Source organism: Streptomyces sp. V4I23 (assembly GCF_030817975.1).
Classification (GTDB): Bacteria; Actinomycetota; Actinomycetes; order Streptomycetales; family Streptomycetaceae; genus Streptomyces.
Map to the genome: position 1 here is coordinate 7,750,141 of NZ_JAUSZW010000004.1, position 13,460 is coordinate 7,763,600.

The following is a 13,460-nucleotide window of genomic DNA, read 5'->3' on the forward strand; positions in this document are numbered from 1 at the left end:
GTCACCGCCCTTGGTGTCCTACGTGTGCCGTCCTGTCGCGTACAAGTTGCATGGGCGGCCGGTTCCGAGGACACGAAACCCGCAGAAACTTTCTGGACATCCACCGTCAACCGAATGGCGGATTCTGGCAACTCTTACAGACGAACAGGAGAGAGGAGAGCACTGTGGTTCGGATCGCGTTCCCTCACCACGGTTGGCGCCGCTTTGCGGCCAGTGCCTGCCTGCTCGCCCCGGTCGTCGCACTGCTCTGCGTGCCCTGGTACGCGCAGGACCGGCCACAGCTGGCCGGGGTGCCGTTCTTCTACTGGTATCAGCTTGCCTGGGTGCCGGCGTGCAGCCTCGGGATGCTCACGGCGTACCTACTCACCCGACGCCCGCCGAAGCCCTGATCACGCACAGTCAACCCCCCATGCACAGGTCAGCGGGTCGCAGTCGCCTTCTCAGGGCTGTCCGCTGTTGGCGAGCCGGTCGAGCCGGTCCGGCAGCGGTGGTGCCAGGTGCGGGCCCGGTCGAGGCGAACAGCGGCGCACCACACAAGGGTCCTGTCTCAGCAGCATCGGAACCCCTCGCGGGGATCGGCCTCCCGGGCATCCATGCGGCTGCGCTCGAACTCGCGGCGGGACATCACCTTCGCGGCCGGGTCGTGAGACCTGGCATGGGCGACGTAGCGGTCGTACACGGACTCGCCCGACACCTCGCGCACATACCAGCGGACCCAGTCCACCGCACGTCGCACTCCGCTCACGGCTGTCATGCACGCCATTGTCATCACACCTCGCCGCTGCCTGTAGCCTCGCGGTCCGTGCCCCCGGTTGCGGTCACCAGCTCCGCCTTCTCCTGCTTGGTGGTGATCAGCCCGGCGGGCGCGACCAGTTTGGACTCGACGTACGGGACCTCAAAGAGACGGATGCTTTCCGGATCGCGGATCGCCCTCATGCTGACTCTGGCCGCATCCGCGAGTACCACCACGATGAGGACGGCGAAGAGGGCCGCGAGCACACCGTCGACGGTCGAGTTGGTCACGATGGTGTGCATCTCGTCCATCGTCTTCGCCGGCGGCAGTACCTGGTTGGCGTCGATACCCGCCTGGTACTTGTCGCGCTGGGTGAAGAAGCCCACTCTGGGGTCGCCCGAGAAGATCTTCTGCCAGCTCGCGGTGAGGGTGACCGCGGCGTCCCAGGCGAGTGGAACGGCCGTTACCCAGGCCCATTTGAGACGCCCGGACTTGATCAGCAGTGTGGTGCAGACGGCGAGGGCGACGGCGGCCAGTAGCTGGTTGGCGATGCCGAAGAGCGGGAAGAGCTGGTTGATGCCGCCGAGCGGGTCGTGCACCCCGACCCAGAGGAAGTAGCCCCAGCAGCCGACGACGACGGCGCTCGCGAACCAGACACCCGGCTTCCAACTGACCTGTTTCATCGGCTTGTAGACGTTGCCCAACATGTCCTGGAGCATGAAGCGCCCCACCCTGGTTCCTGCGTCGACCGTGGTGAGGATGAAGAGTGCCTCGAACATGATGGCGAAGTGGTACCAGAAGGCTTTCATCCCGGCGCCGCCCACCACCGCGGAGAAGATGTCCGACATGCCCAGGGCGAAGGTCGGTGCACCGCCGGTGCGCGAGAGCAGGCTTGCCTCCTCGACGTCCCGGGCCGCCTGTGTCAGCTGCTCAGGGGTGATGGTGAAGCCGAGGCTGGCGACCGCCTGCGACGCGGATTCCACAGTGGTGCCGAGTACGCCGGCCGGGGCGTTGATCGCGAAGTACAGACCGGGGCTGAGAATGCCGGCGCAGATCATCGCCATGACTGCAACGAAGGACTCGGTCAGCATCGCGCCGTAGCCGATCATCCGAATCTGGGACTCCTTCTGGATCATCTTCGGAGTGGTCCCTGAGGCGATCAAGGAGTGGAAGCCGGACAGCGCGCCACAGGCGATGGTGATGAAGACGAACGGGAACAGCGAGCCCGCGAAGACCGGCCCCTGGCCGTTGCCGGCGAACTCGGTGACCGCCGGCATCTTCAGTGTCGGCAACGCGATCACCACGCCCAGCGCAAGCAGCAGGATCGTGCCGACCTTCATGAAGGTGGAGAGGTAGTCACGCGGTGCCAGCAGCATCCAGACGGGGAGTACGGAGGCGACGAAGCCGTACACCACCATCCAGATGACCAGGGTGCTCGGCTCCAGAGTGAAGAAATCGGCGAGTGAGGACTCGGCGACCCAGCCGCCCGAGACGATGGCGAGCAGCAGCAGCGCGACTCCGATGAGCGACACTTCGGCGACCTTTCCCGGTCGCAGCACCCGCAGGTAGAAGCCCATGAAGAAGGCGATCGGGATCGTCATGCCGATGGAGAAGACGCCCCATGGCGAGTGCGCCAGCGCGTTGACGATCACCAGCGCCAGCACGGCCAGCAGGATGATCATGATGACGAAGACCGCGATCAGGGCCGCCGCGCCGCCGAACGGACCGATCTCGTCCCGCGCCATCTGGCCGAGCGAACGGCCGTCGCGGCGGGTCGAGAAGAACAACGTGACCATGTCCTGGACGGCTCCGGCGAAGATCACACCGGCGATGATCCAGATGGTTCCCGGCAGGTACCCCATCTGCGCGGCGAGAATCGGACCGACGAGCGGACCGGCCCCGGCGATCGCCGCGAAGTGGTGGCCGAAAAGGACCCGACGGTCGGTCGGGTGGAAGTCGACACCGTTGTTGAGCCGCTCGGCGGGGGTGGCACGCGTCTTGTCGGCCCTCAGCACGCGGTACTGGATGAAGCGGGCGTAGAACCGGTAGGCGATGGCATACGAGCCGAGAGCGGCCGCGAGCATCCAGACGGCGGAGATCTCCTCGCCGCGTGAAAGGGCGAGCACGCTCCAGCCGACCGCACCCACCAGAGCAACGATCACCCAGAGGGCGATCGACTGCGGACGCATTCGCCGCTGGGAAATGTTCAATGACTCCGGCTCGGCCATGGCATGGCTCCCGTCCGTCACGATCACCGGACCGTTTCACCAGCGTACCCGTGTACACCATTGACTCCGAAGATCACGAGCACCTTCAGCGCGGCGTAGAGTCGCCGCCATGCGCCGTTCAGCACACACCGCCGCGGAGCCGGAGGCAGCCGAGCCATTGACTGCTTGAGCTCGCCAACGTTCGCTGAAGATCGCCGCGTGGACCGCCGGAAGGCCCTCAAAGGAGTGCTTCGTGTCCAGGATGGCCAGGGTCTTGGGGTCGCCCGGCTTCGCGCTGGGGGTGACGGGTTGCTCGGCGACCTGGCGGGTCTGGACGGTGGTCACTGCGGCGATATTGGTGCCTGGTTCCGGGCGGGCTGCGTGAGTTCGGCCCATACCAACTGGCCGTGGGGGAGGCGGTGGGTGCCCCATCGGGAGGTGAGGGCCTTGACCAGGTGGAGTCCTCGTCCGCCGCATTCGTCGCTTGCGGTGCCTGGGGGTGTCCGGTTGCGGTCCCAGCCGGGCCCGTGATCCCCGACCTCGATACGGACGACACATGCGGCGGCTTCGTCGTGGATGACCTTCAGGGTGTGCCAGATAGGCCCCGCTCCGTGGCGGACCGCGTTGGTGACCAGTTCGGAGATAACGAGCATGGTGTCGTCGGCCAGTTGGGAGTGACACGAGTGCCGAAGTCGGTCCGTGGCCTGCCGCGTGCCTGCCCGGGCGATTCAAGCGCCGCGGGGAGAACCCATATCCAGGTTGTGCCTGCGGTACGGGGCCGGGAGGAGCTGAGAATGGACATTGCATGCTCGCAGGGTGAAGGCGGCCTGTTCGTGTCGACGGCATCCGCGTTTCATGCGCGATGTCGTCTGCGGGCCACTGGGGATTTTCATTGGAGTTGTTCAGGCGCTCGATCCGGTTGACAGCACATTTCACGAGGATTCTCAGCCGGTTGCTGCCAGGACCCTCAGCCTGACAGCAACAGGCCACGGAAGCGGGCAGTGTGCGAAGTTGCCCGGGGTCCTGATCGGTCACTCCGTGGCCGATCAGGACCAAAAGGGGCCGCGACGAAGCGTCCGGCCGGCGATCAGCGCCTACAACTGATCGTGCATGAGAGAGTTGCGCGGGGGGCAGCCCGAACTCCAGAATGTCGGCATCTTCTACCGGGTCCGCATCACTGGCTGCCAACTCCGTCCCGAACCGAACGGCGAAACCGCCGAGTCGGTCTGGACTCCGATCACCGACGTCGCTCACCTCGGACGCTCTTCGCTGCTCGACGTCGGCCTCGCCTTGGCTCAGTCCGTTCCAGCAACCGGCCACGTTGCCCCGGTCCCAATCGGCGGTCTGATCCAGCACTGAAGCCACCAGCAGCATCACAGGGAATCCGTTCTTCCCGGCTTCTTCGACCAGTCGGTGCGGGGGCCTCGCCGGGTGAGCCTCGGGGCATCAGTGTGATGAGCGCCGGGCCAGGTGGGCTTCGCGGTGTCGCGGGAGCCGTTCGTAGTCGCGGACGTTGCGCCGGGACTTCATGCAGTACGAGGCGCACGTATGCACGGGCTCCCTTGCTTCGCGCTGCCGTTCCCCTCGCCCCCATGGCGCTGCGAGCCATGGGGGCGACGCGGCCTGCGCAGAGCGGCGGGCCGGTACCTGCTGGCTGTTCGCCCGGATTGGCTGGGAGCTGGCCGAATTTCGGCCCGCTAACCTCGCCGTTTCGGTTGGGTACGGCTGGCTTTGGGGCGGAAACGCGAAAGTGCCTTCCTGACCTGGGACGATGAACCTTGCTGAGGGGTTCTGTCGGTCCAGGCGGAGGGCACTTTCTACGTGCAGGCTATCGGGTTGCGTCCCAAGGTCCATGTCAGTGCCGATGGTTCGGGGGTGGTCGGGCATGCCGGGGCACGGTTGCTGGCGGATCTTGCCGATGCCACCGGGCTGACCGCCGCGTACTCCGCCGCTCTCAGGCCGCTTCGGCCGCGCGGGACCGGGCATGATCCGGGCCGGGTCGCCACCGATCTCGCGGTGATGCTCGCCGACGGCGGTGAGGCGATCGCGGATCTGGCCGTGCTGCGGGACCAGGGCGAGGTGTTCGGCCCGGTCGCCTCCACGCCCACGGCTTGGCGGTTGCTCGCCGACACCGACGAGGCTGCACTCGCTTCGCTGCGAGCGGCCCGCGCTTCAGCCCGGGAAGTCGCCTGGATGCAGGCCGCCGAGACCGGCGAGGGCATACCTGCTGCTCGGGCCGGCGGACGAGAACTTCCCGGCCTGGTCCTGGACCTCGACGCCACGCTGGTCACCTGCCACTCGGAAAAGGAACAGGCCGCACCCACCTATAAGGGCGGCTTCGGCTTCCATCCGCTGCTGTGTTTCCTCGCGAACACCGGCGAGGCCGTGTCGGGGCGGCTTCGGCCCGGGAACTCCGGAGCCAACACCGCAAGCGACCACATCACGGTCCTCGACCAGGCGCTCGCGCAGATCCCCGACGCTCACCGGCACGGCACCGACATCCTGGTCCGCGCCGACAGCGCCGGATCCGCGAAAGCCTTCCTCGCCCACATCCGCGACGTGCGGAAACGAGGAATTCGTACCTTCTTCTCGGTCGGATACGCCATCACCGAGCCGGTCCGCCGCGCTGTCCGGGCCCTGCCCGACCGCCTCTGGCATCCCGCCCTGGACCAGGACGGGACGCTGCGTGATGGCGCCGAGGTCGCCGAGCTGACCGACATGGTCGACCTGACCGGCTACCCCGTCGGCACCCGCATCATCGTGCGCCGCGAGCGCCCGCACCCCGGCGCCCAGCTGTCCCTGTTCGACCTCGACGAGGGCCTGCGGCATCAGGTGTTCCTCACCGACACCCCCTACTCCGGTGGTGGTTCCGCCCAGTTCCTGGAGGTCCGTCACCGCGGGCATGCATGCGTCGAGGACCACATCCGGTGCGGCAAAACCACCGGCTTCGGCCGCTTCCCCTCCCGCGACTTCGCCATCAACACCGTCTGGCTCGAACTCAGCCTCACGGCGATCGACCTGATGGCCTGGACCCGTGTCCTGCTGCTGGACGGGGAGCTGGCCACCGCCGAGCCGAAGAAGCTCCGCTACCGGCTGCTGCACGTCGCCGCCCGCCTCACCCGCGGCGGCCGACGCCTGCGCTTGCGGATATCAGCGACCTGGCCCTGGAGACACGAACTGGCCACGGCCTTCCATCGCCTCGCAGCACTGCCCCGTCCCGCCGACTGACCGGCAACCCTGCCCGCCACGACCCGAAGGATCCTGGAGAACCCGACCACCGCGCCGGGACTCCGCCATGTCCGAACACCGAAATCGCATCGGTCACCCGACAGTTGCCCCTCAGCGACGCCTCACCGCCCCAACCGAAACGGCGAGGCTAAGCGTCTCTTCGGCGTCAGTTGACGGTCCAGCCGCGGAGCTGGCGGGCGATGCGCGGGACGCTCAACGCCCCGGCGGCGACGTCACGCACGAGGATGACGGCCGCTTTGGGCGGGTACTCGAGTCTGCCCCATTCGAAGTTCATGGGCCAGTTGCCCCGGTCATAGCGTGCGTGCAGGTGGCGGGTAACGGCAGACAGGGAGACCGCCGCGTTCTGCGTCAGGCCGCGGAGCGAGGAGTGCACGTACTCCCGGCTGATGGGCACGGCCTGACGGTGGCAGCAGCCACTGACATGGATGCTGATACTCGGGTTCCGGTGGCCGTGGCCGGCCACTGACTGACGCTCGGCTGGGCTGTCCTCGTGTAACGCCCGCCGTGCGCTGCTCAGCTCTGGCTGGGGGGCTGTGGGGGTGAGGCAGGCGGGAAAGATGTGACGGCCTCGACCAGGGCGTCGCACCCTTCCCAGTTGAGCATGTGGCCGGCGTCGGGCACGGTGATCAGTCGTGCGCCGGGAATTCCGGCGGCGAGGCGCCGGGAGTGGATCGGCGGGGTGGAGCGGTCGGCCGAGCCGACCATCACGATGCTCGGCACCCTCACCCCGGCCAGGCGCGGGTAGCGGTCCTCGCGGGCGAAGGCCCGCAGGATCGGCAGCAGCGGGCGATGGTTCTGGCGAAGGAACACCTCCCGATAGACAGCGATCATTGCCGGCGAGGGCCGTTTGCCCGACTGCATGGCTCCGAACAGCACGCCGCCGGTACGGGTGCGCGCCCACCGCTGGAGGAGGCCGCTCTCCAGCAGGGGTATCTGCAGCCGGTTCTGCGGCGCCCCGTCGTAGATCCGCCCCGCCCAGGTCGCGAACAGCACCAGGCCGCGAAGACGTGGAGCGAGACGGGGATGGTCGAGCAGCGCGCGGATCGCGACGAACCCGCCCATCGAGTGGCCGACCAGCACTCCGTCCTGTACGTCGAAGTGCTCCAGAACGGCCGCATAGTCCCCGGCCATGGCCCGGGAGCCGGCGCCGTCGTGGCCGAGCGTGGAGCCTTCATGACCGCGCTGGTCGAAGACGATGACGCGGCGCCCCCGCGCGCGAAGGGCTTCAGCGACGAGGTTCCACTCCAGCAGCGACACACCATACCCATGGGCGAGCACCACCGGCGGGCCCTGCCCCGCGACAATTACGCGCAGCACCGTCCCGTCGGGGCGAGGAACGGACACCTCCTCACCCTCGGGCTCCCGCGAGAGCCGCTCGTAGGGGAAGGGATCCGGCAGGCGTTCGATCTCCGTGGCCACGGTACGCGCAGCGAGACCGCACCCCACGGCTGTGGCGGCCAGCGTGGCACTCCCCGCGAGCAAGCCCCTCATTGTTCCTCCTGTCGGCACTGATCAAATCCCGCACCATGCGTGTACATGCCCATGGTCCCGGATTCAACCGCGTTTCCGCTGCGCGCAGTTCAGCCCTCTACAGGGGCAGCAGCCCGCCGACCGAGCATGGTCGCGACAGTGCCGTCGAGCACGCGTGATCCACGAAAGGCTCCTGCCCGCCACACAGCGGCGGGGAAGCACGACGAAGCCCTGTGCGTCCAGCGTCCGGCGGTATCGATGAGTTCGAGCAACATGCCTGCAACGCCGCCGACACCCCCTCCGCATAGGCGGTGCGGTTCTCATGCGACAGAGGTCGCGCCCCTGTACGACGACGGTGTCGTCGCCCACCAGCAGGCCGCGATGCCCGAGCACCTCCTCCGTTCCCGGACACCGGTGCCGACGGCTCGTACGGCAGCCGTGGGTGACGGCCCGCGGCGTGCAGGGCCCGGGTGGCCTTCGGTATGGCTGCGCAGCTCCGAGCCCGTCGGAGCCCGTCCACAAGTGCTGTCAGCAACATCGACGAAGAAAGGCACGGAGTTGGTCAGTCCGGTCTCCAGGCAGGCCAGGCGCTGACGTATCGCGTCGACGTCGTCCAGGGACACACCGCGCGCCAGTGCTACTCCTGACCGACACCGAAGCCGCACCGCGTGGGCCACCTTCGCGGAGGCCGGGGAGCCTGGGCCGGGCACGCCACGGGCCCCGGGCCCCTGTCTCTTCCGTCAGCTCGGAGAGGATGGACGTCATGGCGGATGAGGATCAGGGTCGGGGCTGGATGGGTCGCACTTTGGTGCACTACGGCGCGTTGCGTGGAGACGTCGCCGGCTTGAGGGCGGCCCTGGCGGATGGGGCGGATCCGGGCCTTGCGGACAAGGCGGGGATGACGCCCCTGCATTTCGCCGCGCAGTCTCAGGCTGCGCCGGCCGCAGAGGTCCTCCTGGCGGCGGGTGCATCCGTGGACGTCGGCGACAGCAACGGCAATTCCGCTCTGTTCAATGCGGTGTTCAACTACCGAGGTGATCCGGCAACGCTCCAGGTACTGCTGGAAGCCGGAGCCGATCCCGAGCTGCAGAACGCGAAGGGCGTGAGCCCGCGCGGTCTTGCCGATCTGATCGGCAACTACGACGTGGCCGTTCACGTGCCCGGTGCTGGTCAGAACCGGTAGGCGCTGGTCAGGCCTCCTGCCTCTCACGCGGCTGCTGGACGTGGTTCGTAGAAGGTGCCGTCGCGGAGCATCGCGAAGAGGACGTCGGCTCGTCGTCTGGCGAGGCAGAGGAGGGCTTGGGTGTGGTGCTTGCCCTGGCTGATTCTCCTGTCGTAGGAGGCCTGAGAGGTCCCGGCGCGGGCGGCCCCGCCGTCCCCTGACGGACGGCTGCATTGCCCGGCCGAAGGCCAGGAACCGGTGTGCGACATCGGCGAGTTGCGTAGAGTGTGCGGTCGTGACGTTGTATGAGCGCTGGTCCCTGGTCGCCTCGTTCGGTGCCCTCCTGGTCAGTGTCGTCGCCTTCGGCGCGGTGCTGTGGCAGCTCGTGATGCTGTCGCGCGCCACGACACTGGACCATGACCGACGGCGCAAGCAGGCGACGGTGGAGTACCTCGCCGCCACCATGGACAGGCGCAAGGAACTGCGCGACGAGGGCATTCCCGACGAGCGGGACCCCGCGGCCGTCTCCGCGTTGATCGGCCGAATGGACGCGGGTGACCGGACGGCGACACGGCTCGTCTACGCCTACCTGACGATCTACAACCATCTCGGCGTGGCGGCGCGGTCGGACGCGTTCGACCTGCGAGTCATCGACCAGGCATGGGGCGGCTCGGTCATCGCCATCTGGGAGGGCTACCGACCGTGGATCGAGCGCCAGAGGCGTGCCCGCTGTGAGCCGCGGCTCTACGAGGACCTCGAGCATCTGGCCGCCCTGATGACTCCGCGGCGCGTCGCGGCTCCGCACGAGGGCAGGAGTGTCCCCCTGCAGAGATGACCTTCAGGGCCGTGGCGCCTCCCGAGTTCGAGGCTGTCGCACCCTGCCGCCCCTGCCCCCGCCGCGTCAGGCCGGCGGCGTCCGGTCCGCGAAACCGTGCTCCGCCGGGCGGGCCGCGCGCTGGGCTAGCCAGCCGGACACCCGCGGACCGCCGCTGACCGCGCTGCCTTCAAGGACCGTGCGGACGTGTTCGAAGCCCTGGCGGAGGTAATAGCGGTGCAGGGCCCGGTTCGTCGTCCAGGCGTCGAGCCTGACCCAGGCCGCCCGAGACCGGTACGCCCTGTCCCCGCCCCAGTCGAGCAGCCGCCCGCCGAGGTTCTGCCCGGCGTGTGTGCGGGCCACGGTGAGCTTGCTGATGTACAGCGCGGGGGCGGCCTCCTCCTCGGAGGTCCACAGCCCTTCCGGGGGGACCGGGGCCAAGGTGACGGTGGCGGCGGTCAACCCGCCGTCGCGCACCACGAACGTCTGCCCCGCTTCGACGGCTGCCCGCAGACGGTCTGCCGGGTAGGGACGGCGCCACTGGTCGGTACCCAGCTCACCGAGCCAGGCCGCCGCCTCGTCGCGGATGGACAACAGCATGGGCAGATCGTCCGGTTGTGCGCATGTGATGATCACGAAGCCTCCCCAGGACTCCACGGGCAGTTGACGCTGCTTCCATGCGCGGCCCGGCGGGGCCACAGCATGCCACGGCGCCGGCGCTCGCCGCCCGGCCCGGTGCCCGAAATGGCCTCTGCCGGTCGGCGGTGTTCCAGCACGTGTCGTCACCGGTGAAACACCCGTTCCCCGGCCCGGCCAGGCGGCAGCGTCCGCAGACCGGGCGTGGCCAGCGGCTACGCCCGATTCGGGACCACAGCCTGTGCATCCGGTGGTCACGAGCGTTCCAGCACTGCTTGCCCGATTGAGAACGCCGCGGCCACGATGCGGGTCACGAGCTGCCGACTCCCCGGGGCTCCTGAGCACACAGGTCGCAATCCGCCGCACCAGGACGCCTGCAGGGCCTGTTGACGCACGCCTTGCCCGGCCGGGCCCGGCGCGTCGGGTGCGCCGGGCCCGCACAGCCCAGATCACTCAGCACCGCAGGGCAGTCATCACAGACCAGCCGGCCGGGCCCCGGCGCCATCGGCCCGCGCCGTGACCCGCTGGCTCCTGACTCACCCGGACGCCCTGATCGAGAGCGACCAGGCCCGTCTCAAGGCCGTGCTGGCCAACTGCCCCCAGCAAGACGCCCTCGCCAAGCACGTGCGGACCTTCGCCCACATGGTTACGGACCTGCACGGTGACCAACTGCCGGAGTGGATCGCATCAGCCAGAACCGCAACCGACCTGCCCCGTCTCAGCCGGTTCGCCCAACACCTCGAACGCGACGTTGACGCCGTCGTCGCCGGCCTGACCAGGCCCTGGAACTCCGGTGTCGTGGAAGACCATGTCAACCGGATCAAGATGCTCAAGCGCCAGTTCCGCCGCGTAGGCTTCGAACTCCTACGCAAACGTGTCCGGTTGGCCTGACCGAGCGTCACCGCACCATACGAAAGGCCAGAGCCGAAGATCAGTCACAAAGCCACGAAGCTGAGTCGGCGCGTCACTGCTCATCGAGGGATGCCTGCCGGGTAAGGAACTCCTCGAACGCCGCCTTCTGCTTCGGATCCATGAAACCTTGGCGGACATCGCGGGCCTGCTCCTGGAGCCAGTGCGCCTCGTCGGGGTCCAGAAGCTCGGCGACCACCACGCCTTTGCGAGCAACCGCCGTGCGCCCTCCCGCGCGACGAAAGAGCGTGAACGCGCCGAATTCCGCTGGGTGGGCCAGTTCCGGCTCCTCCGCCACAGCCCGGCTCTCGTCCCCAGCGCCATTCGTCGGGTAGGCGGTGGGGGCCCAATGCTCCCAAAGCGCCAGCGTGGCCGCGGGCACCAGCACCGCGCGTTCCGCCTCTTCACGCCCCTCCCACATGAACGTGACAGTGACGGGCTCGCCGACCGCCTCAGCCAACCCGAGCACTCTCTCCACCTCATCGTTGATCGGGTAACCCACCACTACATCGATCTGAATGCCCATGGTGCCTGAGGCTAGTGGCCGCTTCCGACATGCCAGGCCCACTGCTCCTGCGCCTCGTCGACCACGGCTCACCAGGTGGACCGTCCGAAACCGGTGATCTCACCGGCTGAGCGCCTGTCCGAGGCAATACTGCGACGGGGAGCAACCGCTCCACATGATTTGGGCCAGAGCCGGTTTCTGGTGAACACCGAACACGGCGGAGTTCGGCTGCCTCCCAAAGATCTCTACGACCGCTGTCACGACTCGTGAAGAGCCACATGGCGGTGATTCTGGCCCCCGCCCCGACGGCAGGCGCATCTGCCACCATCGGTTGCTGAACAACACCCTCCTCCGTTGCAGCGCGGCGGCGCGCAGTCGGAGAAGCGCGCTGGGATCCACTGAGCCCAGCTCGGTTTCACTCACCCTCTTCCCTGGTGGCTGATTCACGTGCATGCTGTGCGGACCCCGCCCGGTGCGCCGGGCGGGGGCCAGTCCCTCCCGGCTCCCCACGGGAGGGCGGCCCATGCCCGCCACCGGATGCGACACTGACTTGCCCACCGCACGCTCGCAGTGCAGCGCTTCCCGCGCTCCGGCGCTACGCCCGTTTGTGGTGACCCGCCGACGGACCGCCAGCGCCTGCCGGTTGCCGGCGAGGCCGGGATTCACTTGCCCCAGGGGACGCTTCCTGTTCACTGGCTGCGTGGTGGTGCTCGCCACCGGTGTCGCCGCAGCCATCGCCATCGGGCTCCTGCACCGATGACCGCCGCCCCACCCGATGTCGGCCTTCGTGCCGGCCTGGGGGCAGGCCTCCCCGCTCAGCAGAACGCCCGCCCCGAGGGGCGGGCGTTCGTACTACATGGCTTCTTGCTGCCGCTCCTTCGCCTCGCGGATGTCGCGGACGCTGGCGGTGAGGGTGCCGTCCTGCTGCTCGTAGTGGGAGAGCGCCAAGCCGAGGCCGAAGAACGTGGGCGCCCATTCGCCGATGAAGATGCCCCATCGGTCGGCGCGGTCGAGGCCGGCGCCGGGTTCGGCTTTGAGGGACGCGGCCCAGGTGAAGATGGAGAAGCCGATGGACATGAAGGCTGCGGTGTAGGCGTGCTCGCTGCGGAGGCCCTTCTCGTGCAGCATCTTGATCATCACGTGTCTCCCTGGGGTGTGGGGGTCAGGGCACTTTCACCAGGGTCACCCGGCTGGCGGACGGTCGCATCTGGAGGGCACGGAACGCAGATGCCGCAAGAGGGGCGTTCGCGCGTATGCCTCCGATCAGCGTCGGTCGTAGGCAGGGCATGCTCGGGGCCGCACTGGAGGTCTCGTCAGGCACCTATCGGGCTCGACGGCGGCGGCAGCTCTCTGGCCCTGATCGAGTCCGAGGGCGATCCGATGGCGGCCCCCACCACCGGCTGGCCTCATTCCAGCGCTACCGCGCCGCCCTGAGTGAGATCTGTACGGAGCCGCCCACCGTGACCTACCTGGACGAAGCCGGCTCCCGCCGATCCGAGTGACCGCGGCCAACACCGCCACCACCTCACCACCCCAACAAGGAGATAGAGCGCATGATCCGGCCGCCGGTGCCGCCGTCCGCAACGGCCAGACGTTGCGCCAGTTCGCCGATCTCGGCACCGGTCACGGGGAGGCGCGGCAGGTCGGCGGAGTCGGCCTCGGAGGGCGACGCCTCGACGATGACGGCCCACGAGGCGCGATCCAGCACCTCCCGCAGCCGAGCCGTCGTCGGCCGGCCCTTGCCCGTACCCTCTCTTTCTTCGTAGCTCACGGCA

The 13,460-nt window shown here is 68.4% G+C and carries 13 protein-coding genes and 3 pseudogenes; 6 read left to right on the forward strand and 10 right to left on the reverse strand.

The genetic code is table 11. The annotated features are described in order from the left end of the window. Positions 1-164: 164 nt before the first annotated feature. Positions 165-389 carry a DUF3311 domain-containing protein gene (locus QFZ82_RS37675; RefSeq protein ID WP_307717388.1) on the forward strand — a complete coding sequence of 75 codons (225 nt, stop codon included), beginning with the start codon at positions 165-167 and terminating at the stop codon, positions 387-389. A 158-nt stretch (positions 390-547) separates the two neighbouring features. Here the strand turns inward: QFZ82_RS37675 and QFZ82_RS37680 are convergent, their stop codons facing one another. From QFZ82_RS37680 to QFZ82_RS37690, 3 genes are all read right to left on the reverse strand, one after another. After that, complete coding sequence (locus tag QFZ82_RS37680; RefSeq protein WP_307717389.1) at positions 548-754, reverse strand: YbdD/YjiX family protein; 207 nt, start codon at positions 752-754, stop codon at positions 548-550. A gap of 14 nt (positions 755-768) precedes the next feature. Beyond that, a complete protein-coding gene (locus tag QFZ82_RS37685) occupies positions 769-2,922 on the reverse strand; it encodes a carbon starvation CstA family protein (protein ID WP_307717390.1) in 2,154 nt (717 codons plus the stop codon). A gap of 359 nt (positions 2,923-3,281) precedes the next feature. Beyond that, the gene (locus QFZ82_RS37690; protein WP_307717968.1) at positions 3,282-3,668 is read right to left on the reverse strand and encodes an ATP-binding protein; all 387 of its coding nucleotides are present in this window, start codon (positions 3,666-3,668) and stop codon (positions 3,282-3,284) included. 400 nt (positions 3,669-4,068) lie between these two features. On the opposite strand from QFZ82_RS37690, the pseudogene QFZ82_RS37695 reads away from it, so the two are divergent. Continuing rightward, positions 4,069-4,299, forward strand: a pseudogene (locus QFZ82_RS37695) (NUDIX hydrolase); the annotation flags it as partial. 462 nt (positions 4,300-4,761) lie between these two features. After that, positions 4,762-6,168: an IS1380 family transposase gene (locus QFZ82_RS37700; RefSeq protein WP_307711223.1), complete on the forward strand. Its 1,407-nt coding sequence runs from the start codon at positions 4,762-4,764 to the stop codon at positions 6,166-6,168. Between the two features lie 166 nt (positions 6,169-6,334). Here the strand turns inward: QFZ82_RS37700 and QFZ82_RS37705 are convergent. Both QFZ82_RS37705 and QFZ82_RS37710 read right to left on the reverse strand, forming a co-directional pair. Next, a pseudogene (locus tag QFZ82_RS37705) lies at positions 6,335-6,445 on the reverse strand (fic family toxin-antitoxin system, toxin component); the annotation flags it as partial. 257 nt (positions 6,446-6,702) lie between these two features. Continuing rightward, a complete protein-coding gene (locus QFZ82_RS37710) occupies positions 6,703-7,680 on the reverse strand; it encodes an alpha/beta fold hydrolase (RefSeq protein ID WP_307717391.1) in 978 nt (325 codons plus the stop codon). A gap of 742 nt (positions 7,681-8,422) precedes the next feature. Between QFZ82_RS37710 and QFZ82_RS37715 the strand changes: the two genes are divergently transcribed. Further along, positions 8,423-8,842, forward strand: coding sequence for an ankyrin repeat domain-containing protein (locus QFZ82_RS37715; protein ID WP_307717392.1), 420 nt, complete (start codon positions 8,423-8,425; stop codon positions 8,840-8,842). Positions 8,843-8,865: 23 nt separating this feature from the next. Here the strand turns inward: QFZ82_RS37715 and QFZ82_RS37720 are convergent. Further along, positions 8,866-9,009, reverse strand: a pseudogene (locus QFZ82_RS37720) (IS110 family transposase); the annotation flags it as partial. A 107-nt stretch (positions 9,010-9,116) separates the two neighbouring features. On the opposite strand from QFZ82_RS37720, the gene QFZ82_RS37725 reads away from it, so the two are divergent. Continuing rightward, the gene (locus QFZ82_RS37725) at positions 9,117-9,656 is read left to right on the forward strand and encodes a DUF4760 domain-containing protein (protein WP_307717393.1); all 540 of its coding nucleotides are present in this window, start codon (positions 9,117-9,119) and stop codon (positions 9,654-9,656) included. Positions 9,657-9,722: 66 nt separating this feature from the next. Here the strand turns inward: QFZ82_RS37725 and QFZ82_RS37730 are convergent, their stop codons facing one another. Then, the gene (locus QFZ82_RS37730) at positions 9,723-10,271 is read right to left on the reverse strand and encodes a GNAT family N-acetyltransferase (protein ID WP_307717394.1); all 549 of its coding nucleotides are present in this window, start codon (positions 10,269-10,271) and stop codon (positions 9,723-9,725) included. Between the two features lie 516 nt (positions 10,272-10,787). Between QFZ82_RS37730 and QFZ82_RS37735 the strand changes: the two genes are divergently transcribed. Further along, positions 10,788-11,162, forward strand: coding sequence for a hypothetical protein (locus QFZ82_RS37735; protein WP_307717395.1), 375 nt, complete (start codon positions 10,788-10,790; stop codon positions 11,160-11,162). Between the two features lie 73 nt (positions 11,163-11,235). On the opposite strand, the gene QFZ82_RS37740 is transcribed toward QFZ82_RS37735, so the two are convergent. From QFZ82_RS37740 to QFZ82_RS37750, 3 genes are all read right to left on the reverse strand, one after another. Further along, positions 11,236-11,706, reverse strand: coding sequence for a hypothetical protein (locus QFZ82_RS37740; protein ID WP_307717396.1), 471 nt, complete (start codon positions 11,704-11,706; stop codon positions 11,236-11,238). An 831-nt stretch (positions 11,707-12,537) separates the two neighbouring features. Continuing rightward, complete coding sequence (locus QFZ82_RS37745) at positions 12,538-12,822, reverse strand: hypothetical protein (protein WP_307717397.1); 285 nt, start codon at positions 12,820-12,822, stop codon at positions 12,538-12,540. A 388-nt stretch (positions 12,823-13,210) separates the two neighbouring features. Beyond that, entirely contained in the window at positions 13,211-13,456 is a 246-nt protein-coding gene (locus QFZ82_RS37750) for a hypothetical protein (protein ID WP_307717398.1), read from the reverse strand. Positions 13,457-13,460: the final 4 nt, after the last annotated feature.

What these genes read in the sequence shown, in the direction of transcription:
- QFZ82_RS37680 (WP_307717389.1), bottom strand. Translation starts at nt 754, where the DNA reads ATGACAGCCGTGAGCGGAGTGCGACGTGCGGTGGACTGGGTCCGCTGG.
- QFZ82_RS37685 (WP_307717390.1), bottom strand. Translation starts at nt 2,922, where the DNA reads ATGCGTCCGCAGTCGATCGCCCTCTGGGTGATCGTTGCTCTGGTGGGT.
- QFZ82_RS37710 (WP_307717391.1), bottom strand. Translation starts at nt 7,680, where the DNA reads ATGAGGGGCTTGCTCGCGGGGAGTGCCACGCTGGCCGCCACAGCCGTG.
- QFZ82_RS37715 (WP_307717392.1), top strand. Translation starts at nt 8,423, where the DNA reads ATGGCGGATGAGGATCAGGGTCGGGGCTGGATGGGTCGCACTTTGGTG.
- QFZ82_RS37740 (WP_307717396.1), bottom strand. Translation starts at nt 11,706, where the DNA reads ATGGGCATTCAGATCGATGTAGTGGTGGGTTACCCGATCAACGATGAG.
- QFZ82_RS37745 (WP_307717397.1), bottom strand. Translation starts at nt 12,822, where the DNA reads ATGATCAAGATGCTGCACGAGAAGGGCCTCCGCAGCGAGCACGCCTAC.